This window comes from Cytobacillus sp. NJ13 (assembly GCA_030348385.1).
Taxonomy (GTDB): Bacteria; Bacillota; Bacilli; order Bacillales; family Cytobacillaceae; genus Cytobacillus.
On record JAUCFP010000006.1, the window covers coordinates 1,135,601 to 1,161,392 of the forward strand.

Genomic DNA, 25,792 nt, shown 5'->3' on the forward strand with positions numbered 1-25,792 from the left:
CCAGTCCCTCTAAAAAAAATCGAGAGCCATTAAAAGCATGATCTGCTATCCCTTAAACATAATTCTAAGCAGACAAAAAACCCCTGCATTCACAGGGGTTTTATAATCTTATTCAGTCACCTGGCTGTCATCTTCTTCCTGGACTTCAGCCTTCCAGATGCATTTTGCTTTGCCGCTTTCGGATTCGTCAATGATGAAAGATCCATTGGAATATCTGTCATTAAAGCGGATGGATGAAGCATTAACTGCTTCTATATGGCCTTTTTCACTTTCAATGTATAAATCATCTTTGCAGCGAACAATCACACACCCAACAATACGATGAGGGTTTGATTTCAATTCACGAAGCATCACTACACCGCGCTTGGCACGGGAAGTCCGTTCAAATTCGCTCAGCTTCATTTTTTTAATGGAACCTCGCTGTGTAACAATCACGACAGCCTGCTCTTTCTGATCCTCAATAAGCTGAGCACCTGCAACAAAATCGCCGTCTTTCAGGTTAATGCCTTTAACACCGGCAGCCCGGGCACCAACAATACTTACTTCCTCTTCATGGAACCAGAGGCCGAATCCCTGATGGGTGGCAAGGAATATTTCCTTGGTGCCATCTGTTAAATAAACGTCGACAACTTCATCATCGCCTTTTACATTAACTGCAACAAGCGGCTTAGAATACCTTTGGGCCTTATAAGCTTTTAGCTCCGTTTTCTTTACCATTCCATTTTTCGTCATAAAGAGCAGGTATTCTTCTGTTTCAAAATCTTTAACTGGAATAGCCCGGACTATTGATTCATTCCGGTCGATCGGTATGATATTGGCAATATGCTGTCCAAGGTCTTTCCAGCGGATATCCGGCAGCTGATGTACTGGACAGTATAAATAGTTTCCTTTATTCGTAAATACAAGGAGAACATCGGTCGTATTCATATCAAGCTTTGCAATCAGCCTGTCTGAATCCTTCATGCCAAAATCCTGTCCGTTTGAGGCGGCAAACGATCTTTGGCTTGTGCGCTTGACATAGCCTTCCTTTGTTACCGTTACAATAACATCTTCACTGGCTACCAGAACTTCAAGATTGATCTTGATTTCCTCGATCTCCGCTTCAATTCTGGTCCGGCGTTCATCGGCAAAACGTTTTTTGACATCTCTTAGCTCTTTTTTTATAACAGAGAATAGCTTCTTCTCACTTTCTAAAATAGCTTTAAGCTCGCCGATCAGCTTAGCAAGCTCCTCAGCTTCTGCTCTTAAGGCAGTAATGTCTGTATTGGTTAAGCGATATAGCTGGAGGGAAACAATTGCTTCAGCCTGAGGTTCAGTGAACTCAAACTTCGCAATCAGATTATCTTTTGCATCCCGTTTATCTTTAGAAGCCCGGATCGCAGCAATCACTTCATCCAGGATGGAAAGGGCCTTCATCAGGCCTTCAACGATATGCTGACGCGCCTCGGCCTTTTGCAGCTCAAACTGAGATCTGCGTGTAACAACATCTTTACGATGGCCGATATAAGCATCCAGCAGCTCTCTTAATCCCATTAATTTCGGGTGACGATTGTGGATGGCAACCATATTGAAGTTATAAGGGATCTGCAAATCACTGTTTTTATAAAGATAATGAAGGACGCCTTCAGGATCCGCATCCTTTTTTAACTCTATCACAATACGAAGGCCCGTCCGATCCGTTTCATCACGGACTTCGGCAATTCCTTCGACTTTTCGGTCCAGGCGGAATTCATCAATCTTCTTTACCAGATTTGCTTTATTCACTTCATAAGGAATTTCAGTAACGACAATTTGCTTTTTTCCTCCGCGCAAATCTTCGAATTCGGCCTTTCCGCGGACAATGATTTTGCCTCTTCCTGTTTCATAAGCTTTTTTAATTCCATCGATTCCCTGGATGATGCCTCCAGTAGGGAAGTCCGGCCCTTTAATATGCTCCATCAGATCATCGATAGAACAGTCGGGCTTATCCATCCGTAAAATAACACCATCAATAATCTCATTTAAATGATGCGGCGGAATATCAGTTGCATAACCAGCTGAAATACCTGTTGAACCATTGACAAGCAAATTCGGATATACAGCCGGCAAAACGGTTGGCTCATTGGACGTATCGTCAAAGTTTGGGATGAATTCAACGGTTCTTTTCTCAATATCTCTCAGCAATTCGGAAGAAAGGGCCGATAATCGCGCCTCTGTATAACGCATGGCTGCTGGAGGATCTCCATCGATGCTTCCATTATTACCGTGCATTTCAACAAGAAGGTTTCGAACCTTCCAGTCCTGGCTCATCCGAACCATGGCGTCATATACAGAAGTATCGCCATGCGGATGATAATTGCCGATTACATTTCCGACTGTTTTAGCAGATTTTCTAAATCCCTTTTCGTGTGTGTTGCCTTCTACATGCATGGCATAAAGGATCCGTCTTTGAACGGGCTTTAACCCATCACGTGCATCGGGAAGCGCACGATCCTGAATAATATATTTGCTATAACGCCCAAAGCGGTCGCCTAATACATCTTCAAGAGGAAGGTCCCGGAATTTTTCAGCAGAACTCATGATTCAACACCATCCTCCTCTAGTACTGAAATATTCTCATTTTCAAGTATGCTTCCATCTTCTTCAAGTCCGAACGCTACATTGGATTCAATCCATTTGCGGCGAGGTTCAACCTTATCGCCCATCAATGTGGTCACACGGCGTTCAGCTCTTGCTGCATCATCAATCTTTACGCGGATCAGTGTGCGCGACTCTGGATCCATAGTCGTCTCCCAGAGCTGATCGGCATTCATTTCTCCAAGCCCTTTATAGCGCTGGAGCATATAGCCCTTACCTACTTTTTTAATGGTATCCTGAAGATCATCATCACTCCATGCATACTCAATCACTTCTTTTTTGCCTGAACCTTTACTGACTTTATACAAGGGGGGCAGCGCAATAAATACCTTGCCCGCTTCAAGCAGCGGTTTCATATACCTGTAAAAGAAAGTGAGCAAAAGCACTTGGATATGCGCTCCATCCGTATCGGCATCTGTCATGATGATTACTTTATCGTAGTTGACGTCGTCCAGATTAAAATCTGCGCCAACGCCTGCCCCGACTGCATGGATAATTGTATTGATTTCTTCATTTTTAAAGATATCCTGGAGCTTTGCTTTTTCTGTGTTGATTACTTTACCTCTAAGCGGGAGTACAGCCTGGAAGCGCCTGTCCCTGCCCTGCTTGGCAGACCCCCCGGCAGAATCGCCCTCAACCAGATATAATTCGTTTCTTTGCGGGTTCCGTGATTGTGCTGGGGTAAGTTTTCCAGAAAGCATTGCTTCAGATTTTTTCCGCTTCTTCCCGCTCCTTGCTTCTTCACGTGCTTTGCGGGCAGCTTCCCTTGCCTGGAAAGCTTTAATCGCCTTTTTGATTAACAGAGAGCTTGTCTCAGGGTTTTCTTCAAGGAAATAAGACAAATGCTCGGAAACAACAGAATCAACAGACGAACGTGCTTCACTGGTCCCCAGTTTGCCTTTCGTCTGGCCCTCAAACTGTAAAAGCTCTTCCGGGACACGAACAGAGACGATAGCCGTGAATCCTTCCCGCAGATCTGCTCCATCCAGGTTTTTATCTTTCTCCTTCAGAAGATTCACTTTTCGGGCATATTCATTAAAAGCCCTTGTCATCGCTGTTTTGGATCCAGCTTCATGCGTACCTCCATCTTTTGTGCGGACGTTGTTGACGAATGAAAGGACATTTTCTGAGTATCCATCATTGAATTGAAAAGCAAAGTCCACTTCAATACCATTGCTCTCGCCTTCAAAGCTTACTACAGGGTGAAGAATATCCTTTTCTTCATTTAAGTATTCAACAAATGCTTCTATGCCATTTTCATAGTGAAAAACGTCATGAAAGTCATTGCGTTCATCTATGATTTCTATTTTCATACCTTTTAGAAGGAATGCAGACTCACGAAGCCGCTCGCAGAGTGTTTCGTAATTATACGTGGTAGTCGAAAAAATCGACGGATCTGGCTTAAAGTGGATGGTAGTCCCTGATTGATTTGTTTTGCCCACCTTTTCAAGCGTTGTAACCGGCTTTCCGCCCAGCTCGAAACGCTGTTCATACACAAAGCCATCACGTTTAATTTTAACAACAAGCCACTCGGAGAGGGCGTTGACTACGGATGCACCAACACCATGCAGCCCGCCGCTTGTCTTATAGCCTCCCTGGCCAAACTTTCCCCCTGCATGAAGGACAGTCAAAATGACTTCCGGAGTCGGCTTGCCCATTCTGTGCATACCTGTAGGCATACCGCGTCCTTTATCTTGAACACTAATTGAATTATCTTTATGTATTCTGACAATGATATGATCCCCGTAACCTGCCAGCGCTTCATCGACAGCGTTATCGACAATCTCATATACAAGATGGTGCAAACCCCTTGCATCCGTACTTCCAATGTACATCCCAGGGCGTTTTCTAACAGCTTCAAGCCCTTCGAGTACCTGTATGGCATCATCATTGTAGTCAAAAGCTTCCTGATTTCTTGCCACGAACATACCCCTTTCATTTCCTGCAAAAACACTTGCCGCCAAAATCTCGGCACTAAGAACACCCGTATGAGAATTCGGCTTTTAAGCCCATTTTCCTTTGATATTACACATACAGAACAGGTGTTCTGTATTCATATTTTACCATATAATTTAGGATGGTCTATGCTTTATTTTATCTATTTATTTCGTTTTGGCAAATAAGATCTTGGGATTTAAAAGATTTATCCTGATTATTTCCCTTACACAAACCCTTTATTTATAGGGATTCTATAAAAAATAAAAAACATGAGATCATAAGCAGACCTCATGCTGAGTTTACTTCGTTAGTGCATGTTCAACTTTAATGCAGCGGTCCATGATGACAGTGCAGCCTTTTTCTTTTAGAAAATCATATGCTTCCTGGTTTGCCACTCCAAGCTGAGCCCAGAAAATATCAGCATCCATTTCAGCAAACTCCCGCGCAATTTCCGGAAGAAACTCAGAGCGCCTGAATACATTGACGATATCTACATGCCCCTCGATCTCTTTAAGACTTGCTACAGCCTTGACACCAAGTACCTCATCAACAGCCGGATTAACCGGGATGATTTCATAGCCGGCTTTTTGCATCGCCTCTGATACCATATAGGATGTGCGTTCAGGATTTCCGCTTAACCCCACAACCGCAATCCGCTTTGACTTTTTTAATAGTACACCGATTTCGTCCCTGCTTGGATTTTCAATAGTCATTTTGTTCCCTCCAATTTTTCTGATTAATTATATTCTACCTAAAATCGTAATCGCACACTAACTTATTGCTCTTATTCCCAAATATTCAGCTTATAAAAACTCAATGCCCTTTTCACTTTAAATCCTGCTTTTTTATAAAGAGACAGGGCTTTCCCATTTGTTGTTCCCACACAAAGCTTAATGGTTTCGGCTCCATCATTCACAAAAAGGTCATGAACCGCCATGTCAAGCAGTTTCCGTCCAATTTCCTTCTTGCGTTTACTGAAGTTCACACCAATGAATTCAATGCTTCCTTCTTTTTCTTCACGATTGTATTCTGCATATAAATAGCCATTTAATCCATCCGCATCACCAGATATATAAACTTTGTGATCATCATCCAATCTTCCGATAATCTCTTTTCCTGAATAATATGTATGGGGAAACACGGTATCATGCAAATGGATAAACTCGCTATGGCAGTGAGGCGGCAAAAAACTGACATCTTGTAAATCATTACTGGGATTTCCTTTCAGTTCCATGTATGTCTGAGCAGATTGCAGCTTGAATCCGTTTCTTGAAGCAAACTCGGCAGCAGTATGGTTGACTGTATCCGCAAACAGAAAGTAAGAATGCAGCTTTCCTTCAAAGTAATGAAGTGCTTTTTCCCATAAAAGTCTCATAAATTCAAAATCCTGAACAAAAGGACCCCATAATTCTGCTGTCCCTTTATTAAGATCAGCATCTGCTCCCAGAAAACCTGCAATCGCACCATCCTTCCAGACAATAAATGCAGCTGATTCGGCATCACTATTCATTCCTTCCAGACTATGAAGAATATCATTTTGACTGGTCCCCAAATACCCTATATGACACTGGGGCAAAGAGTTCATTCCTGCAATAAACTCGGATGCCCGCACTAGATTTTCATGATCCAAAATGCTGGCTTTCACATCACCACACCCCTTTACTATATTTTACCATAAAAAAAAAGGCTGATTTGCCTTCAGCCGGATTAGAGGATTAATAAACGGCTGTCTCTAATCTTTTAAGCAGCCTCTTTATGCTGATGTTCGCTTCTCTTAGAACCATTTCTTTATCAACCGTTTTCAGCTTCCTATTTTCCATGACGATTTTCCCGTTTACAATGGTTGTTTCTACGTCTGCACGAGTCGCTGAATAGACAATCCTGCTAATTGTGTCGATTTCAAAGGATGGATACACATGAAAGTCATTCAGATTCAGGATGGCAAGGTCTGCTTTCTTGCCTGGCTCCAGACTGCCGATTTCCTGTTCCATTCCAACTGCTTTAGCTCCGCCGATCGTCGCCATTCTGAAGACGCTTCTCGCATTCATTGCTGTTGGACCATGCACCGGCTTCTGAATAATTGCAGCCAGTCTCATTTCATTGAACATATCCAGATTGTTATTGCAGGGAGCCCCATCAGCACCCAGACTGACATAAGCCTGCTGATCCAATAAAGAAGGAATTTCTGCTACACCTGATGCCAGCTTTAAATTGGATCCCGGACAATGGCTGACCTTTACACCGCGTTTTTTGATGATCCTTCTTTCTTCTTCATCAAGCCAAACACAATGCGCAAGAATCAGCCTTTCATTGGCAAGCCCAATACTGTCCAGGTAGACTACATTCCGCATGCCAAACTCTCTTTCAACAAGCAGAATTTCATTGGCATTTTCCGATGCGTGCGTATGGACTCTTACATTGTATTGTGCAGAAAGGTCCCTGACACTTGTCAGCAATTTCTCTGTGCACGAAACGACAAAACGGGGACAGAAGGCATATTGTATTCGTCCATTATCGCGGTTATGCCATTTTTCAAGCAGATCTACACTTTGCTGAATGGACTTTAAGGTATTTTCCCTTAATAGAACTGGAACTTCATCCCCCTTATCCATCATGACCTTTCCGGCAAGTGCCCTGATGCCGCTCTCGTCAATGGCCTGAAATGCATATTCGGTATGATTGACCGTTTCCATGTCCACCACAGTTGTTGTTCCGCTTTGCAGCAATTCACCAATCCCCAGCATGGCAGAATAATAGATGGATTCTTCATCATGCGAAGCCTCCAGCGGCCAGATCTTCTGCTTTAGCCAATCAAGAAGCTCCAAATCATCAGCCTGCCCTCGGAATAATGTCTGGCACAGATGGATATGTGTCTGAATAAATCCCGGAATGATCGTCTTTCCGCTGGCATCGATTACTTTATCCGCTTTATGTGTTAAGTTCTGTCCAATTTCGGCAATGCGGTCATCTACAATATATAAATCACCGAAAATGATTTCTTCAGCTGTATTCATTGTAATAATTTCAGCGTTTTTTATCAGAATACTGCTCAATTTCTTCCTCCCCCTCGCATTGGCCTTGCTTCTGACGGCTCCAGTTTTCCATATGTCATGATAAGCTGCCTGTAAAATTGAATGGAGCGCTGATAAGCCGCCAGACTAACCCACTCATTTGGCTGATGGGCAAGCTTTTCGTCTCCCGGCCCGTAAATCAATGTAGGAATTTCACTCCTTGGATTAAGAACGGCACCATCTGTATAGTAGGACACCCCGTAATGGTTTGCTGGCGATTCGCCCTTGATAATTTGCGCTATTTGAATAATGTCCTCAGCAGGATCCGTTAAAATAGATGGTCGGTCCAGGATGGTTTCAACACTGTATTTATAAATTTCTCCCTGATCCATCAGCAGATCAAGTTTGGATTTCAGCATGTTTATAAAACTGGTGTGGGATTGAGGAGGGACGGTTCTTATATCTGCTCTGATGCTGCATTTATCTGGGATGACATTGGTCTGCACTCCTCCTTCAATCATGGTAACAGCCAGACTGCTTTGTCCGAGGGGCTTATTATCTGTCTTCCATTCAATTTTCAATTCATCCAATAGCCGGACTATTTTAAGCATGTGATCTACTGCATTTATTCCTTGTTCCGGCATCGAACCGTGAGAGGTTTTTCCATATGCTGTTATTTCAAGCCATAGGGCTCCCTTATGGCCAATCACAATTTTTTCATTTGTCGGTTCGGCAATGATAAGTGCATCGATTTTTCTGCAGTCATTTTCTTTTAAAAAAGCCCTTGCCCCGCAGCTGTCGACTTCCTCCCCGGCTGTTGCCAAAAAAGTTACGCCAGCAGGGGGTACAGTACTCGTTAGATACAACTCTTCCAAAGCCAGGAACATCGCTGCAAGGCCGCTTTTCATATCAGAAGCTCCTCTGCCATATATGCGTCCATCTGCGATTTCTCCTGAAAATGGAGAGTAAATCCATTCTCCCATTCCAGGAGAAACGGTATCCATATGGCCGCATAAGACTAGCTGTTTACCGCCTTTGCCCGGAAGCGTAACTTCAAAATTGCTTCGAGTCTCATCAAGTATTGTCACTTTAAACGGCAGACCATTTTGTTTGCATCTGTTAATAAAAGCTTCAGTCACTAAATGTTCGTTTCCGGGCGGATTAGAGCTGTCGATTTGAAGCAGCTGCTGAAGAAACTGAATGTCATCCATTAATCCGCCTCCACAATTTGCATTTTAATAGGGGTCACTTTAAACCCATTAACCGGTGCCATGTCCTGGGAACAGGTTGTACAGGCAATGACAACATCGCACAATGCTTTCAGCCTTATATAATCACCAGGCTTGGACATAGGCTCGCTAATGACATAATCACCAGCATCATCAAGGACATTATTCATAAATATATTGATGGGATCTGGAATGACAGAAGGGTGAATATTATACTTTTTCAAGGCAGCCGCAATATTATCATGGCAATTGGGGTGATTCTCCTTGCCAAAATCAACTTTATAGCGGTAATAATCACAAGCAGGAAAGAAGAAATCATGTTTTCCAACAGTGTCTTCCACTAGCTGCATCAGCGGGCGGCGGCGGTTGCTGTAAAGCCAATCTCCCGTTTTAAGCCGAATGCTGCTTAATGAGGCACGCATATGAACAGGTGAAACATGTTCATTGGGATCTTCATAGTTAAAACAGACAAAATCCCCCACCTGTTTTCCTTCCATATCAATAATAATGAGCTCTTCTCCTTTGTGAATCAGGGCGCTTCTTCCTTCATAAGGGGGGATAATAATTTCGTCTCTGATCCTCCCCCTGTTAAAAACCTCTTTCATTTGATCACCAACCTTTGTTATTCAATGAAAACGGCTACAGCACGTACTGGAGATCCCGTTCCTTTTCTAATCCTGAGCGGCAGTCCGAAATATAGAAATCGCATTCCTGCGATCTGATCGAGATTACAGAGATTTTCCGTATTGGTTATCCCATATTCCCGGCAAATGAGGTGCCCGGAATACTTGGGATCATCCGGATGATCAATGGCCGGGGCATCGATCCCTATATTGACCGCACCTTTTTCAGCCAGCCATTTTGCTGCTTGATAATTCAGGCCCGTATAGGTGGTGAGCCATTTGTCTGTACCATAAGACCGATTATAGTGGCCGGTATAGAGGAAAACGATATCTCCTTTTTCAATAAATTGCTGTGATTTCCGCAATGCCGCCTCGAGATCACGGTCTGTAATATATCGATCAGGCTGGATGTGGGACACATCAAGGCAAACTGCGGGCCCATAAAAAAATTCAAGCGGCATTTCATCGATGTATTTGCCGTTTGGATCATATTCATAGGTTGCATCGCTATGGGTAGGGCCATGTTCATTGATTAATAGATTATTGGTTGCAAACATAAATCCAACTTGTTTTTCACTTTCTTCGTGAGAGATATTCGGGAAGATCATTGTTTTTTGATGAAGGGGAAAAACAGGCATTCCCTGATAAATTTCCTGCGTTAAATCGACTAATTTAACTCCCATGGTATTCCTCCTTGCCTGCTAATTCTTTTACTATATGAAAAGCGGCAGGGAACGCCGCTTTTAAGGTCAATTAATTATGGTCGGAATGACCTCAAACTTATCTACATCGATTAGGCCCATATCTGTAATTTTCCACTTAGGGCTTGTTACCAGTGACCAGAATGATAAATGCATAAATGGAACTTCCATGCCGCAGCCAAGAACATCTTTGGCTAGCTGTGACAATTCGTCTACCTTTTCACTCATTTCTTTTCCGGTTAATTCGTCTGTCATTAAACCGCCAATCCTCAAAGGCAGGTCACCGACTACTTTGCTATCCTTTATCATGGCTATTCCGCCATCCATTGCAATTACACGGTTCACCGCAGTTACCATATCTTCGTAGTTTGTCCCTGTTACGATGATATTGTGTGTATCATGGGCAACGCTTTCTGCAATGGCTCCGCTTTTCAAATCAAAGCCATGCAGGAAAGTCTTGCCGATTTTTCCTGTTCTGCCGTGGCGTTCAACAACCAGAAGCGGCAGAACATCCTGCTTAAGGCAAGGCTGCACAATGCCGTCTTTGACATTCAGAGTGAACTCGCTTCCGCCAGTTAAGTTCTGAAAAGGTATAGCTTCAATTGCCCTTACTTTTGCACGCCTGCCTGAAGCTTCAATAGCCAGCTCCTTAAGTGTTACAGGTTTTCTCTTCACTGACTTTTTCACACTTTCCGGATATATGTAAGGAGCAATATCTATGGTTAATTCGCCTTTTTCAGCTGATTTTTTCCCTGCAAGATATACCTGGTCAATGGTCATATTGTTCAAATCGCTGATCACGACAACATCTGCCCGTTTGCCTGGTGCAATTACCCCCACATCTTTAAAGCCAAAATGGGCAGCCGGATTTATGGTCGCCATTTGGATGGCTTCCACAGGATCAATGCCTACAGCAATAGTTCTGCGGACAATATCATTCATATGTCCGTAATTTAACAGATCAGCAGGCACCATATCGTCTGATACAAGGATTGCACGGCGGGAATCGAGTCCATCCTCTGTTATGGCACGGATACAGTCCGTCATATTTCTTTGGGAAGAGCCTTCACGCATGAACACACTTACACCATTGCGCAGCTTTTCGACTGTTTCTTCTTTCGTCGTAGTCTCATGGCAGGACACATGGTTCCCGCCACTGATAATATGGGCGGCAAGGTCTTTGCCAAACAATCCTGGTGCGTTCCCTTCAACCGTTTTTCCTATGCTGTTTGCATACGAAACCGCGGCAACAAGGTCGTCAATTAATTCCGGGGCATGCTCATATACCGGTCTGATATTGCTGAAGCTTTGGATCTCTCCAATTCCCTGCACATGTGGGTCAGCCAATAGCTCTTTCATATCCTTGGAAGTCACATCAAATCCGGAGGTTTCAAGTCCGGGAGCATCAGGCACCGAACAGGGAACCGTGAAAAGGATCCGGTTTGGAAGTGTCTTTGCTTCTTCAATCATCGCCTGCATCCCGTGAACACCCAGAACATTTCCAATTTCATGCGGATCTCCAATCATCGTGGTGGTTCCAGTCGGAATGGAAAGCTTGGAGAATTCCGTGCAAGTCAGCATGGCACTTTCAAAATGCATATGAGAATCAATAAACCCTGGACATACGAATTTCCCCTGAATGTTTTCCACTATCGTTTTTGGCCCGATTAAGTCTTTTGCATCTCCTGCCATTAAAATATATTCGCCTTTCATCGCAATGTCTGCTTCATAGATCTCCCGGGTGATGACATTGATGAAGTATCCGCCTTTTAGGACTACATCAGCAAAATGGCTGGAATCAAGCAGCACGTCAATAAGCTTGCGGTATTGCACTGCCTTTTTTATGTCTTTTGCATCCATTTATTAACCCCCTGTCTCCCCTTCTACACTGTCAATAATTCCGATAATGGCAGCATCTATAGGAGCATCTTTGTTTTGGACGGCTCTTGATGCCATGCTTCCAGTCACATATATGACCTTCTCTCCTATTCCGGCACCAACAGTATCAACGGTAATAATGGGGTTCGGCAACAGCGTGCCGTCCAATCCTATAGGCTGGGTAATTAATAATTTGGTGCCCACCAGATTATCATCTTTTCTTGTGGCAGTTACACGGCCAACCACTATTCCCATTTGCATAAAGATCTTCTCCTTAATGTAAAATGATTTCGATCTTCAGTTCCTTTGCTGTATCTCTTGCAAGGGGGGTAATGATAGCCCCTTTTGGAACAGCTAGTTGATCAAGCTTACTCAAGTGGGCAAACCGTACTGATTCATCGGTAATAACCGTTTTCTTCACATGCTGAACAGCAAAGTCTGCTTGTTCATTGAAATCTATTAATCTGATTCCAAGCATCTTCAGCTCTGCCATCTGCTGACTGAGCTTTCTTTTTAACAAGTCAGGGCCTTTATCCATACCTTTCAGTTTCCAATATTGGCTGAAAGGATCTCCTCCAGCCTTTAAAGCCGTGACCCGTTTTCCTTTTAATAAGCCCTTAAGGATGATCTGCACCAATGGTCTTTTTTCGTTAAGGGACAATATGTCTGTTATTAAAGAAAAAGATAGAATAGGCAAAAAGATTTCATCGAAATGATCAATTGGCTGGGCATGAACCGCTGCAGGAGAGATCCAATCGTCATTTCCAGTCAGAAGAACTAACTCCTGCAGCGGAAATTGTTTAAGCATTCCTTTCTCAGCAGCCATCCTTAGTGTAATATCTTCCTTGGATAACTTTTTCAAGTAAGAAAATCCTGTTTCCATTCCTATCATATGAGAGGTTAATAGAGCCAGGATGTGAGGTTTTCTGTCTTTGCAGCTGTCATTTCGCAGGTAAAGCTCCTGCAGAGTGTTTTTTGCCATAACACTCTGCTTTTTGATGCTCATGCTTATTCACCGATATTTTTTGATAATAGAGCTCTTTCAACTTCGCTGTGCGGCCTAGGAATGACATGTACTGAAATGAGTTCTCCAACTCTGCTGGCCGCTTCCGCTCCTGCATCAGTGGCAGCTTTAACCGCTCCGACATCTCCCCTGACCATAACCGTTACAAGACCAAATCCCACTTTTTCATATCCGCAGATCTCCACATTAGCGGCTTTAACCATTGCATCCGCTGCCTCTACTGCGCCTACAAGACCTTTTGTCTCGATTAATCCCAATGCTTCACCCATTGTGTGTTTCCTCCTTAAATTTATTAAATTGATGGTTTATCTGTATCATTATCATTAAGGTTAATGCTTTCTTTCGCTTGCTTTTTTCTTTTCGAATCCGCTTCTAGTTTTTCATCCCCCTCAGCATCATTACCAGGATGCACCTCTTCCAGCTTAAAATGTGGAAGCAGCTTCCCCGCTACTTCACTGTGCGCACGCGGGATGACATGAGCAGAAATTACTTTTCCAATTCTCTCTGCAGCATTCACACCAGCATCGACTGCAGACTTCACAGCCGCTACATCCCCGTTGAGATGGATTGTAACGCCAAGATAGCCCTCCACTCCTATTACTTTTTCAATTCCTACAATTTCTACGTCTGCTGCTTTTACGGCTGCATCTGCAGCAGAAACTGCTGTTGAATAACCAACGGTTTCAATCAAACCTAATGCTTGCAACTGAAGAATCCTCCTCCTGTTAAATAGACAAATCTTCTCTCCGTACCTATAAGATGCTTGCGGGACGAATAGTGCTGATCTGTGACCGCGATGCTGGCTGACAACTATTTCATTCTGTCAAATTCCTTATGAATCTGATCAGAGATGCGTGATACCTCATCATAGTGTCCGTGAAGCAGCAAATATTTCTTCTCTATTAAAAAATTGAATTGTTCAGAAGTACTTTTTTTCATGTAACGGTCAAGGATCAAAATACCCGTATAATAATCGATTCCTTCAATGACAGCGACACAGCCGGTTGAAGTGTTCAGCCCCAGTTGTTTTGTAAGCCATGGACTGGGGGATTTTTCTCTATAGATTTGAGTAGTTTTAAAGGATTTTTGGGAAAATTTTTTAAAGAAGCTCTTCAAAGCGTTTAATAGTGTTCTATGATCATCTTCATATAGCTCCAGCGAAAAGGATTGCCCGCTGTTTTTGTCCCATGTCAGGCAATATCTTAAAGAAGGAAACTCCCTTAAAAGGTCATTCAGCAGAAATAACTGCCCGGGAGTGCATTTTTCTGAAGTGATTACACCGATTGAGGCTGTTTTTAATTCCCGCTGAAAAGAGCTTTCCAGAGCAGATTGAAGGTCTGAGAACAGCCAGACTTTCACACCATCCGGCGTTTGTCCGATAAGCTGGCTTTCTCTTGCGTTTCGGTCAGGTTTTATATCAGCAAAGTCAGCCTTAGAAGAAACCGGCTGTTTCCCCTGTACCAGGGATAGGGTTTGAAGCTGTGCAATTTTTTCCTTAGCTGAAGGCTTGGGTGAAGAATGAGAAGCTGTTTGCCTTCTAAGGTTAGGATGTGGATCAGCAGTCTTGACCGGGTCTGCATGATTAATTGATATTCTTTTATTCATTTTTTCCTTCTGGTAGTTAGGCCTGCTAATACCCGGTATACTCTTCTTCGTTCCCTGCTGCCTGCCTGGAGGGGACTGATTGGAAACTCCATTAATAGGGTTTATTTTTGACTTGCCGTAAGGCTTCATCACTTCTTCTACAACACTTTTAATAAAGTCAGACACACATTATGCACCTCCATTAAAGAATTTTGCGAAGTTCTGAATGCGGGCGGGGAATAACATTAGCCGAAACCAGTTCTCCTCCAGTCATGGTGTATGCAGTCTTCCCAACCTCAACAGCTGCAGCCACTGCTGCGACATCGCCCTCGATAATGACGGTGACAAGGCCGGATCCCACTCTCTTTAAATCAACTAAACTGACATTTGCCGCTTTTACCATTGAGTCCAGCGCTTCAATAGCCGCTGTCAAACCCCTTGTTTCAATCAAGCCAATTGCCTTCATTTTTGACCTCCTCTACTGCAGAAGCTTAAAGATAGTCTTCGAGATTTACTTCAATGGGTATTGAAGTCCTTTTAAATAATTCTTCTTTTCCAAGAGGATAGGTTGCGTCGATGCCCATCTTATCACTGACTCCTTTTAGATGATGGGAAGACTCGAGCGGCGATCCCTTTGCACCTTGTACGATAAATATGTCATCACCTGCCTGGACTCTTGTAGCTATGGCCCATTCAACATCATCTGAATCAAAAATATCGACGTCATCATTTACGACAACCACATGCTTTAAATCCTTATCGCTTGCAAAAGCTGCAAGTGCTGCCTGTTTGCCGTCACCATCATGCTTCTTCTCAATTTGAATTACTGCATGATAGCGAGCCACCCCACCCATTGGGATATGTACAGCTTTTATATTTGGAACCACTTGCCGGACGGTGCTTAAAAGTGTAGCTTCCCTTACAAGCGCCATTGGCAGCCTTTCTTCATAGCTTGATGGAAAAATAGTCTGTGAGATAGCATTATCACGGTAAGTAACGGCTGAAAACTCTACAACCGGCTGAGGCGTTCTGGTGCCATAATAACCTGCCAGTTCGCCAAACGGCCCTTCCAGTTCTCTTTCATATGGCAGCATTCTGCCTTCCAAAACGATTTCCGCCTCAGCCAGTACTTCCAGATCGACCGTTTTGCATTGAACAACATCAAGGGACTGGCCGAGCAGTGCACCTGCTACATCCAATTTGTCGGTATGATACAAATGTGTACTAATCTGAGAACTTAATACAACTGCTGGAACCACGCCAAACATAACAGCCACTTCCATCGGTTCGCCAATGCTTTCATAATGGGCATATTGCTCCATCAGCTCTGGGGAGGTTATGAGAATATTCGTTCGATTCCCGCCAAGATATTGCATTCTTCGAATGGAGGTATATCTTTTTTTCCCCGATAAATCTTTAACCACCAATATTCCTGAAACATAATAAGCACCTGAGTCTTCCGCGTGATAAGTTGGGATAGGAAACAAGTCTGCAAGATCGAATTCCCCGGTCACCAGATTCTCCTGAACAGGGCCCGTTTGCCTTAACGTGGTGGGAATAGGGTTAACAATTGAGTCGATGATTTTAGGAATAAGTTCGGCAGAATGGATTCCCATGCTGTCAGCCATCAGCTCTCTGTCACCTCCCAAACCGGCAGCCATGGAAGAATGATAGCCTTTAATTTTTTCAAATAAAAAAGGCTCTCTTCCATTTTTGGCATTAATCACAGCCCCCAGCTCGTGCATCGGATCTACCTCTTTTTTCACCCGATGAAGAAGTCCCCTGCTTTCCCATCTATCCAGCAATGCCCTCATAGTTACAGGGTTCATGCCTTTTCCCCCCATCTATCCAGCAGCTCATGGTCAATATCCAGCATGTCCAAGATCCTTGCCACCATAAAGTTGGCCAGTTCCCATATTTCCGTCGGCTTATGATAAAAGCCTGGTGATGCAGGCATTATACATGCTCCACTCTCAGCAAGAAGAGTCATATTGCGCAGATGAATCAAATTAAATGGTGCTTCCCGAGGAACAATAATGAACTTTCTATTCTCCTTCAAGACAACACTGGCAGCCCTGCTTAATAGCGTATCGCCGACCCCATTCGCAATAGCTCCCAATGTATTCATTGAACATGGCACGATAACCATCCCGTCTGTCTTAAAGGATCCGCTGGCAACCGCAGCGAAAAGATTCCGGTTGCTGTGGGTAGTGGCATACTCCTTCAGCTCGTCCATCTTGACCCCGCATTCAAACTGCATTACTTTTTCTCCCATCTCCGTAGCAATTAAATGCGTTTCGATCTCTAATTGATGAAGAGCGCGGATCAATGTATAAGCATACAATGATCCGCTTGCCCCGGTAATGCCCACTAAAATCCGCTTTTTCCTTGGCCCCAGCGAGGAGTTAGACAATAGATTCGTCTTGGGAGAATTTCTTTTTAGCCAGCATTTTGTAATTTTCTGTTGAAAATATATCCCCGAAAATGTCAATGTCTCTTAAACCTGATACATGCATATCGTCATCCTGGGAAGCGGTGGCATCTGAAATGCAAATGACATTGTAGCCATGATATAAAGCATCAGAAGCAGTACTGCGAACGCATACATTGGTCCAGACTCCAGTCAGTACGACAGTATCAATTTCTTCTTCTCTTAGGAAGAGATCAAAATCGGTGTAGCTGAATGCACTATGCCGCCTCTTTTGGACCACATAATCCCCTTTGCTCTCATCAGGCTGAAGCTCTGGAATGAATTCCGAACCCCAGGTTCCTTTAACTGCATGGACAGGCCTCACACGGAAATCCCGGTCATTTTTTCTGTGAGCTTCCTGAACATGCACAACTTGGATATTGTGCTCATGAGCGAATTGAATAAGCTCTTGAATTTTAGGAACTATTTTTTCGCCATTTTCACACCTTAATGCTGCATTTTCGCCGATAAAGTCGTTTAACATATCAATAATGACCACACAGTGCTTTTTTCCCCTAAGTTCCAATCCGGTCAGCCTCCCTCTATTAACTATTTATTGCTGTGCTACTGGGTCTTTTGTTTTTGATTTTACCGCTTCATATTTTTCATATTTTAAAGTTCTCTCAAGCCTCTGGATGCTTTGGCGGGGAACATATTCACCATAGCCTGCTTCTCCAACGATGCCTTTATCATCCTCGTAAATCACGTTTCCGCGTATGATCGTTTGGACTGGCTTTCCTTTAAGCTTCATGCCATGCAGAGGATTATATTTAGCCATTGATTCTGTTTTCTGCTCGTCTATTACATACTCTTTCTCAAGATCAATAACAGTGAAATCAGCATCACTGCCAATCTCCATTGATCCCTTTTTAGGGTAAATGCCATAATGAATGGCGGCATTGCGGCTCGTTACCTCGACAAATCTTGATAGGGATAAACGGCCTTTATTTAAACCTTCACTTACAAGGATCGGCACCATCGTTTCTACCCCAGGTATGCCAGGGAAAGTGTTCCAGATCGTTGCCCCAGGATAATCCTTTTCTGTGGCAATTTCATATGGAGCATGGTCTGTACCGACAAAATCAATAGTTCCGTCTGCCAGAGCCTGCCAGTGAGATTCGTTATCCTCTTTTCCTCGTAAAGGAGGAGCAATCTTAGCATAGGAACCGCGCTCTGACATGGAGTCCTGTGCATTGAGAACAAGATAGTGAGGGCAGGTTTCTGCTGTAACCTTAACACCCCGCTTCTTTGCGGCCTTAACCAGCTCGACGCCTTCCTTTGTGCTCATATGTACCACATGTACACGTGCGTCTGTAGCTTCTGCAAAGCTGAGAATCAGTTCTATGGCCACCTTCTCAGCGAGGCTTGAACGCGCTTCCGCCCATGCTGGACCGTCAAGGCGCCCTTCTTTTTCAAGTTTCTTGGAATTGAATGTGCAGATATCATAGTTTTCAGCATGAACACCAATTGGAAGTCCGGTTTTCGCAACGTTTTTGAAAATTTCCAGCATCTCTGCGTCTGATACTTTAGGGAAGGTAGGTACAGAAGGAGTCATGTAAACTTTAAAAGCAACAACTCCCTGGTCAATCTGAGGATATATATTATTAATCCAGCCTTCACGTGCATCTTCGCCTGTCATGCCGCCCCAGAAACAGTAATCAATATAAGCCTGATCCCTGATTGGTCCGATTTTTTTATTGAAACTCTCCCCATCACGAACGGATGGCTTGCTGCAGCATGGCATATCTATAATGGTTGTTAAGCCTCCTGCTGCTGCAGAACGGCTGCCAGTCGTAAAAGTTTCTCTATGAGTGAAGCCTGGATCCATAAAATGAGTATGCGGATCAATACAGCCTGGAACGACTAATTTTCCTTCAATATCAATTACCCTGGCTGCATTTAGAAACGAAATGTCATTCGTGTAGCCGACAATTTTTCCCTCGTTTACTAGAATATTTGTTAAAACCTGACGATCTCCCTGGGGAATGTTTGCATTTTTCAGAATTAAATCCATTTCTCCTGCTCCTATCTATTATTTGGATTTCTGCCTCCCGAAAAAGAGGCAGATGGTTTCAGCAATTGCATTTAAATCGCATTAGCTGAATGATCTCCTTTCAGCTGTTCGATTCTTTCACTTTCACTTATATTTAAATCTTTATAATTAAATACCAAATTTAATAAAATTGCTGTGATGCTTCCCAGCACGATCCCATTTTCAACCAGCAAACGTGCGCTTGTTGGAAGACTTTCAAAAATTTGCGGGACAACTGTCGAACCAAGTCCGATTCCTATGGAACAGGCAACGATAAGCAAGTTTTCATTTTTGCTGAAATCAACAACAGAAAGCATTCTGATTCCGGATGAGATAACCATTCCAAACATTGGAATCATTGCTCCGCCAAGAACAGCCATAGGGATAATCGTGGTCAGAGCTGCCACTTTAGGCAAAAGCCCCAAAACCATTAGTATAACGCCAGCTGCGATAACTACATTTCTCGTTTTTACTTTAGTTAGCGCTACAAGTCCCACATTCTGTGAAAAGGACGTATAAGGAAATGCATTAAAGATTCCTCCTATTACAACAGCCAGCCCCTCTGCACGCAGCCCTTTTTTTATGTCTTTGGAGTCCAGCTTTCTCTCGCAGACATCTCCGAGGGCCAGAAATACCCCAGTAGATTCAATCATGCTCACAATAGCTACTAAAGTCATTGTAAGTATGGCCGAGGCATTGAATGTCGGGAATCCGAAATAAAATGGCTGAACGACATGAAACCAGGAAGCCTGGCTGACTTCGTCAAAGCTGACGAGCCCCATAAAATAAGCGGTGATCGTTCCGGCCACCAATGAAAGCAGCACAGATATAGCTCTCATATAGCCTTTAAAGAACCTGTTCATTAAAATAATGAGAACGAGTGTGAATGCAGCCAGGAATAAATTCTGGGCACTCCCATATTCTGGGGAACCAAGTCCTCCTGCAGCATTATTCATTGCAACAGGGATCAAGGAAACCCCGATAATAGCTACCACTGAACCGGTTACGACCGGCGGGAAAAATCTCATTATTTTACTCATAAATTGAGATAAGATCATGACGATGATTCCCGAAGCAATAATGGCCCCGTAGATGGCTGTAATGCCCTGCAAATTCCCGATGGCAATCATGGGTCCGACTGCTGTAAAAGTACATCCAAGAATCACCGGCAGCCTTATGCCAAAATGCCTGCCCCCTATTACTTGAAGCAATGTAGCAATCCCGCAAGTAAATAAATCAATTGAAATTAAGTAAGCAAGCTGCTGGGCCGTGAGCCCTATTGCCGGTCCAACAATCAGCGGAACAATAACAGCACCTGCATACATGGCCAGCACATGCTGAAATCCCAAAGTCCCTACTTTCCAAGGATTTAGCTTTTCCAAAGACTTCCCCTCCAGGTTTAATTCTTTGTTATGCCTCAGCCTGACTCCAGCGGATAAAAACAGGCATCACCTCCCCAAAGAAAAATGAGTATAAAAAAAACCGCAGCAATAGATAACATCAAAGTACACATAGATGTTCTATTACTGCGGTTTCATTCAGCTTCCGTTAAACAAAAGGCAAAGGAACCGCTCCAATATTCAGGTTTAAGAAAAACTGCGGCATGCACAGCTTTCCCAAACATATTGTAAAACTGCTATTCTTCAAAATAAATAACTGTGCATGCTTCTTCGGTATCAGGATCGTAATCTTTTAAAATCGTTTTGACTTTCAAATGAAGAGAATCTTCAATCAGACCCTTTAAAAGCGATTTGAATTCAACAATCAATGCTGAATCAACCGATATTGTCAGGTGATGAAAGTTCTGGCTTAGTATATGCAATGCCTGTACACGCTTATGCTGTGCAAATATGATGACTCTATCGTCAAAAGTTTCAAGACGCTGTTTTTTTACGCCTGTACCGTAGATCTCCTGATTGACGCGATTATAAAGAAATGCGAGATCTTTTTTTAAAGATTGATGGAATTTTGAGGTTATTACAGTCATGTAGTCCTCCTGTTATTCACTATATTAAACAAGGCAGTATTATAAGTCAATACCATTTATCAGAAAATTCTTACTTGACAAAATATTAACTTAACTATTACACTACAATTCAACTCCCCCTCTATTTCTAGAATTGTCTTGATAATACCTCCCTCCAGCACACTGAAAAATCAAATAGAATTTTTCGTATAACCTCAATAATCGGTTTGAGGGTTTCTACCAGGAACCGGAATTCCTATCTACGAAAGGCATATTTCCTGTGAACAGCATTCAGGAACCTTTTGTGCAGGAATTTTTTTGTGCTTATTAGTCTATTTAGAAGAATATGCATAATATCATAATTTAAATACCTCTGCTTGCACCCAGGCTATTATCTCTTACAAAACACTCACACAATTTCTCATTGTCATTTAAAGTTTCAAAGGTCTATGAGGAGGCGAAGATTTGAAAAGTATTAATTTTATTGTTAATGGCAAAGAACGTACAGTCGTTTGCCCGCCTGCAAAAACGCTCCTGGATGTCTTAAGAGAAGATTTAGGATTGACTGCCAGCAAGGAATGCTGCGGAAAGGGAGAGTGCGGATCATGCTCTGTACTAATCAATAAAGAGGTTGTATGCTCCTGTCTAGTCCTCGCTGGCCAGGCGGAAAACCAGGTGATCACTACTTGTGAAGGAGTCGGCTTATCGCCAAATCTGGATGTGATTCAGGAATCTTTTATTGCTGAAGGAGCAACACAGTGCGGGTACTGTACTCCGGGAATCATCGTATCAGCTAAAGCTTTCTTAGATGGAATTGACACGATTCCATCTGTTGAGGAAATTAAAACAGCATTAGGCGGCAACCTATGCCGCTGTACAGGCTATACAAAAATTATCAAGGCAGTTCAGACAGCTGCTGCAAAAAAAATATCCGAACCGGAAACAATCGGATAGTCTATGACACATACAGCTATTGTGCTTGCTGCAGGCCGATCCAGCAGAATGGGCACTTTAAAAGGACTGCTGCCGTGGCAAGGAACGACATTATTCGAACATCAGCTGCAAAACCTCAGGGAATCAGTGTTTTCTGACATTGTTGTCGTTTTGGGTTACAAAGCCGAAGAATTTATTCCAATCGCAAAGAAATACCCAATCAAAATCATCATGAATGAACACTGCCATGACGGAAAATGCTCGTCAATCATTTCTGGAGTTAAAGCCGCAGACAAGTCTTCAAAAGCTATTCTTATTACATCTGTTGACCAGCCGCTTCAATCTCTCACCGTTAACAGGCTTGCAGATACTCTTACAAAATGCCACTGCCTGATTGCAGTTCCCAGTTATCAAGGCAAAAGAGGTCACCCTATTCTCTTTTCCTCCCAATTGAGAAACGATCTTCTATCCATAAAGGAGGAAAGAATGGGCTTGAGATATGTAATTCAGGAGCACGGAAAATTTCTTCTTGAGGTGCCTGTGGAAAATGATCAGATTCATCTTAACTTGAATAGTCAGGCAGATTATATAGATGCCCTAAAAAATAACTAGGAGGTAAGTCAATGCTCGTTTCAGAAATTGACATGATTACTCCTTCCTCGCTATCCGAATGTCTGACCCTGCTATCGAACGAAAGCAGGAAACATAGATTGATAGCTGGCGGTACAGATGCTGCAGTCCGGATGAAGGAAGGCAAATGGCTGCCTGAGATATGGATTAATATTAAAAACCTAAAAGAGCTGCGGTATATCGAAGAAAGGGAAGATTTTATCCATATTGGCCCCTTGACCACACATACCGATATGATTCATTCAACGCTTCTGCAGAGAAAAGCGGATGTTCTTGCGGAAGCAGCCCGAGAAGTTGGAGCCACTCAAATGCAGAATATGGGGACAATCGGCGGCAATATTGGTACTGCTTCCCCTGCAGGAGATACCCTTCCGGCTTTGTATGTTCTCGGTGCAATGCTCGAACTCACCTCACTGACGAATCAACGAATCATTCCAATTCAAGAGTTTATCACTGGTCCCGGCAGGACTGTTCTAAAAGAAAATGAAATGATTACAAAAATCCTTATAAAACCGCAAACGCCGAATGATATAGGCATTTTCCAAAAACTTGGCCCGCGCAAAGCACAATCCATTTCCATTGTGAATGTTGCCATTTCACTCACAATGGACAATGACCGCAAATGCAGCAAAGGAAAAATTGCCTTTGGATCTGTGGCACCGACTATTATCCGTGCACGCAAGTGTGAATCAATGCTTACCCTGGGTCAGCTTAACGATGATTTAATCCAGAATATCGCCAAGATTGCCTGGAAAGAGGTCATGCCCATTTCAGATGGAAGAGCAACTGCTGCTTATAGAAGGGATATGACAAGCGCTTTACTGGAAAGAGGATTATTCCGTCTAATCAGGAGGTGGGAAAACCAGTGAACACCAAATGGGTTGGAAAAAGAGTAAAAAGAATTGATGGTCCGGAAAAAGTAACCGGAGAATTAAAATATATGACCGATTACCAATTTGACGATATGGTTTGGGGCAAAGTGCTGCGGTCTGAATATCCGCATGCCAAAATTAAATCCATTGACACTCAAGCAGCTAAAAACCTCCCTGGTGTTATTTGTGTACTCACCCATAAAGATATTCCCGGCTTTAATGGATTTGGGATTGTTGTTCCCGATCAGCCTGTTCTGTGTTCAGATGTCGTACGGTGCACGGGGGATGCTGTAGCATTGGCTGCAGCGGAAACACTGGAAATCGCCGAACAGGCACTGACCTTAATCAAAGTGGATTATGAGCCTTTGGAAGTTGTTGCAGATGCTGAATATGCCTTAACAGATTCTGCTCCAAAGCTTCATCCTGATGGCAATCTGCACAGCCATGTAAAAATAAAAAACGGAAACATTAAGAAAGCCTTCGAAGAAGCTGACATCATTGTTGAGAATACCTTCTTCTCCCCCCGCCAAATGCATGCTTTTATAGAAACAGAAGGCGGCTGGGGAGTAATGGATGACGAAGGGTTTCTCACGATTCGCTGCCCTGGCCAATACGCTTACCGCGATCGAATGCAGATTGCAAGGTCCCTGGCATATAACCCTGAAAGAATCAGAGTCATTTCAAGTCCTATTGGCGGAGCATTCGGCGGCAAGGATGAGATTACAGTTCAAATTTATCTGGCCCTTCTTGCCATGCATACAAACGGGCGGCCGGTAAAAATTCATTTAAGCCGTGAAGAGTCTGTCATTGCCGGCATAAAAAGGCATCCTTTTAAAGTCAAAATGAAAACGGCTGCCAAAAAAGACGGCACATTGCTCGCTAACCAGGTAACGGCTATAGGAGATACAGGTGCCTATGCTTCACTCGGAGGGGCAGTCATCGCTCTGGCGGTAGAACATTCATGCGGCCCTTATAAAATTCCAAATGTGGATCTCGAAGGCTTCTGTGTTTATACCAATAATGGCATTGCCGGTGCCTTTAGAGGCTTTGGCGTCAACCAGGTATGTATGGGAATTGAAACACATATGGATATGATTGCTGAAAAACTGGGAATGGATCCAATTGAATTGCGCAAAAAAAATGTCTATCATCAGGGGGACGTTTCAAGTGTCGGCCACATTGTCAAATCCAGTGTGGGCACCTATAAAACGCTAGAAACCGCAGAAAATTGCGATCTGTGGAAGAACCGTGAAAAATATAAATCCGAAGTGAGTGAGCCATGGAAAAAACGGGGAGTTTCCCTTGCGACATCCTTTCATGGCATTGGAATGGGTATTGGCCTGCCTGATTATGGAGCCGCTTCTATCGAACTTCTGCCCGACGGAAAATTCCTTGTAGGTGTCGGATGCGAGGAAATCGGCGGAGGCAATAGCACTGTATACGCCCAGATAACGGCTGAGATGCTGAACTGTGATATCAGTAATATCATGATCGTTCAAGGAGATACACAGAAAACACTTGATGGCGGTACTGTAACTGCCTCCAGGTCCACCTATACCGGGGGAAGAGCTGTTGCGGCTGCAGCACCCAAGATGACTGAGCTTCTTATTCAAACAGCTGCTGAAATGCTGAATTTACAGGCATCAAGAATTGACTTGCGACCAAATCATATTTCAGCAGATGGACAAATCATACCCTATAAGTCTATCTATAAGTACCTTTATGATCATCATCAGTCTGCCAGAGTAGAAGGACACTTCTACCTTCCAAAAGAAAAGGAAGAAATCAAAGGCTCAGGCGGTGCTCCCCATCATTTATACGGATATTTAACCCATGTAGTTATGGTTGAAGTAGATACTTTAACCGGTGAAACGGATGTATTGCGGGTTGTTTCCATCCCTGATGCAGGAAAAGTAATTAATCCCCAGGGGTTAGAGGGCCAGGCTGAAGGCGGAGCAGTAATGGGCATCGGCTATACCCTTTTTGAAGATGTGCTGATAGAAAAAGGATATCATAAGACACGGAATTTCACTGATTATATCATCCCTACTATTCGCGAGACGCCATTGATTGAGACCTTCCCTGTTGAAGAGCCCGAACGATCAGGGCCTTTTGGGGCAAAGGGAATTGGCGAAGTTGTAATGATTCCGATTATTGCTGCTATCATGTCGGCTATATTTGATGCAACAGGAGCTAGAATTTTTCATCTCCCCGCTACTCCCGAAAGAGTTTTTAATGCATTGAAAGATCTCAAAAAACAAAAAATCCAATCTGCAAGGTGATTC

The 25,792-nt window shown here is 43.3% G+C and carries 25 protein-coding genes and 1 riboswitch; of the genes, 4 read left to right on the forward strand and 21 right to left on the reverse strand.

Annotated features, from left to right (window positions below):
• Positions 1-108: 108 nt before the first annotated feature.
• The 21 genes from parC to QUF73_05660 form a co-directional block, all read right to left on the reverse strand.
• Positions 109-2,559, reverse strand: a complete 2,451-nt coding sequence (parC, locus tag QUF73_05560) for a DNA topoisomerase IV subunit A (protein MDM5225673.1) — start codon at positions 2,557-2,559, stop codon at positions 109-111.
• Positions 2,556-4,538: a DNA topoisomerase IV subunit B gene (gene parE, locus QUF73_05565; GenBank protein MDM5225674.1), complete on the reverse strand. Its 1,983-nt coding sequence runs from the start codon at positions 4,536-4,538 to the stop codon at positions 2,556-2,558. The genes parC and parE overlap by 4 nt, the downstream gene beginning before the upstream one ends.
• A gap of 315 nt (positions 4,539-4,853) precedes the next feature.
• On the reverse strand, positions 4,854-5,267 hold the full coding sequence (locus QUF73_05570; protein MDM5225675.1) for a CoA-binding protein: 414 nt from the start codon (positions 5,265-5,267) through the stop codon (positions 4,854-4,856).
• Positions 5,268-5,338: 71 nt separating this feature from the next.
• Complete coding sequence (locus tag QUF73_05575) at positions 5,339-6,199, reverse strand: N-acetyltransferase (GenBank protein MDM5225676.1); 861 nt, start codon at positions 6,197-6,199, stop codon at positions 5,339-5,341.
• 70 nt (positions 6,200-6,269) lie between these two features.
• Positions 6,270-7,607: a 5'-deoxyadenosine deaminase gene (locus QUF73_05580; GenBank protein MDM5225677.1), complete on the reverse strand. Its 1,338-nt coding sequence runs from the start codon at positions 7,605-7,607 to the stop codon at positions 6,270-6,272.
• The gene (locus tag QUF73_05585) at positions 7,604-8,776 is read right to left on the reverse strand and encodes a M20 family metallopeptidase (protein MDM5225678.1); all 1,173 of its coding nucleotides are present in this window, start codon (positions 8,774-8,776) and stop codon (positions 7,604-7,606) included. Before QUF73_05585 ends, QUF73_05580 begins: the two co-directional genes overlap by 4 nt.
• Positions 8,776-9,399, reverse strand: a complete 624-nt coding sequence (locus QUF73_05590) for an urea carboxylase-associated family protein (protein MDM5225679.1) — start codon at positions 9,397-9,399, stop codon at positions 8,776-8,778. The genes QUF73_05585 and QUF73_05590 overlap by 1 nt, the downstream gene beginning before the upstream one ends.
• A 17-nt stretch (positions 9,400-9,416) precedes the next feature.
• Positions 9,417-10,100 (reverse strand): cyclase family protein, encoded by a 684-nt coding sequence (locus tag QUF73_05595; GenBank protein ID MDM5225680.1) that lies wholly within the window; start codon positions 10,098-10,100, stop codon positions 9,417-9,419.
• 66 nt (positions 10,101-10,166) lie between these two features.
• Positions 10,167-11,978 carry an adenine deaminase C-terminal domain-containing protein gene (locus QUF73_05600; GenBank protein MDM5225681.1) on the reverse strand — a complete coding sequence of 604 codons (1,812 nt, stop codon included), beginning with the start codon at positions 11,976-11,978 and terminating at the stop codon, positions 10,167-10,169.
• A gap of 3 nt (positions 11,979-11,981) precedes the next feature.
• Complete coding sequence (locus QUF73_05605) at positions 11,982-12,257, reverse strand: EutN/CcmL family microcompartment protein (GenBank protein ID MDM5225682.1); 276 nt, start codon at positions 12,255-12,257, stop codon at positions 11,982-11,984.
• Positions 12,258-12,270: 13 nt separating this feature from the next.
• Positions 12,271-12,978, reverse strand: a complete 708-nt coding sequence (locus tag QUF73_05610; protein MDM5225683.1) for a hypothetical protein — start codon at positions 12,976-12,978, stop codon at positions 12,271-12,273.
• Positions 12,979-13,004: 26 nt separating this feature from the next.
• Complete coding sequence (locus QUF73_05615) at positions 13,005-13,289, reverse strand: BMC domain-containing protein (GenBank protein ID MDM5225684.1); 285 nt, start codon at positions 13,287-13,289, stop codon at positions 13,005-13,007.
• Between the two features lie 23 nt (positions 13,290-13,312).
• On the reverse strand, positions 13,313-13,726 hold the full coding sequence (locus QUF73_05620; GenBank protein ID MDM5225685.1) for a BMC domain-containing protein: 414 nt from the start codon (positions 13,724-13,726) through the stop codon (positions 13,313-13,315).
• A 104-nt stretch (positions 13,727-13,830) separates the two neighbouring features.
• Positions 13,831-14,790, reverse strand: coding sequence for a hypothetical protein (locus QUF73_05625; protein ID MDM5225686.1), 960 nt, complete (start codon positions 14,788-14,790; stop codon positions 13,831-13,833).
• Between the two features lie 16 nt (positions 14,791-14,806).
• Positions 14,807-15,070 carry a BMC domain-containing protein gene (locus QUF73_05630; GenBank protein ID MDM5225687.1) on the reverse strand — a complete coding sequence of 88 codons (264 nt, stop codon included), beginning with the start codon at positions 15,068-15,070 and terminating at the stop codon, positions 14,807-14,809.
• Positions 15,071-15,095: 25 nt separating this feature from the next.
• Positions 15,096-16,433: a UbiD family decarboxylase gene (locus QUF73_05635; GenBank protein ID MDM5225688.1), complete on the reverse strand. Its 1,338-nt coding sequence runs from the start codon at positions 16,431-16,433 to the stop codon at positions 15,096-15,098.
• Positions 16,430-17,017 carry a flavin prenyltransferase UbiX gene (locus QUF73_05640; protein MDM5225689.1) on the reverse strand — a complete coding sequence of 196 codons (588 nt, stop codon included), beginning with the start codon at positions 17,015-17,017 and terminating at the stop codon, positions 16,430-16,432. The genes QUF73_05635 and QUF73_05640 overlap by 4 nt, the downstream gene beginning before the upstream one ends.
• The gene (locus QUF73_05645; GenBank protein MDM5225690.1) at positions 17,010-17,600 is read right to left on the reverse strand and encodes a cysteine hydrolase; all 591 of its coding nucleotides are present in this window, start codon (positions 17,598-17,600) and stop codon (positions 17,010-17,012) included. Before QUF73_05645 ends, QUF73_05640 begins: the two co-directional genes overlap by 8 nt.
• 27 nt (positions 17,601-17,627) lie before the next feature.
• Positions 17,628-19,088 (reverse strand): allantoinase AllB, encoded by a 1,461-nt coding sequence (gene allB / locus QUF73_05650; GenBank protein ID MDM5225691.1) that lies wholly within the window; start codon positions 19,086-19,088, stop codon positions 17,628-17,630.
• A gap of 71 nt (positions 19,089-19,159) precedes the next feature.
• Positions 19,160-20,488 carry a nucleobase:cation symporter-2 family protein gene (locus QUF73_05655; protein ID MDM5225692.1) on the reverse strand — a complete coding sequence of 443 codons (1,329 nt, stop codon included), beginning with the start codon at positions 20,486-20,488 and terminating at the stop codon, positions 19,160-19,162.
• Positions 20,489-20,742: 254 nt separating this feature from the next.
• A complete protein-coding gene (locus QUF73_05660) occupies positions 20,743-21,093 on the reverse strand; it encodes a Na-translocating system protein MpsC family protein (protein MDM5225693.1) in 351 nt (116 codons plus the stop codon).
• Between the two features lie 164 nt (positions 21,094-21,257).
• Positions 21,258-21,355: riboswitch (purine riboswitch) on the forward strand.
• A gap of 182 nt (positions 21,356-21,537) precedes the next feature.
• Between QUF73_05660 and QUF73_05665 the strand changes: the two genes are divergently transcribed.
• From QUF73_05665 to QUF73_05680, 4 genes are read left to right on the forward strand one after another with little or no spacing between them, the layout of a single operon-like run.
• Positions 21,538-22,026, forward strand: coding sequence for a (2Fe-2S)-binding protein (locus QUF73_05665; protein ID MDM5225694.1), 489 nt, complete (start codon positions 21,538-21,540; stop codon positions 22,024-22,026).
• 3 nt (positions 22,027-22,029) lie between these two features.
• Entirely contained in the window at positions 22,030-22,617 is a 588-nt protein-coding gene (locus tag QUF73_05670) for a nucleotidyltransferase family protein (protein MDM5225695.1), read from the forward strand.
• Positions 22,618-22,628: 11 nt separating this feature from the next.
• Positions 22,629-23,504, forward strand: coding sequence for a xanthine dehydrogenase family protein subunit M (locus tag QUF73_05675; GenBank protein MDM5225696.1), 876 nt, complete (start codon positions 22,629-22,631; stop codon positions 23,502-23,504).
• Positions 23,501-25,789: a molybdopterin-dependent oxidoreductase gene (locus QUF73_05680; protein MDM5225697.1), complete on the forward strand. Its 2,289-nt coding sequence runs from the start codon at positions 23,501-23,503 to the stop codon at positions 25,787-25,789. The genes QUF73_05675 and QUF73_05680 overlap by 4 nt, the downstream gene beginning before the upstream one ends.
• The last annotated feature ends 3 nt before the right edge of the window (positions 25,790-25,792 follow it).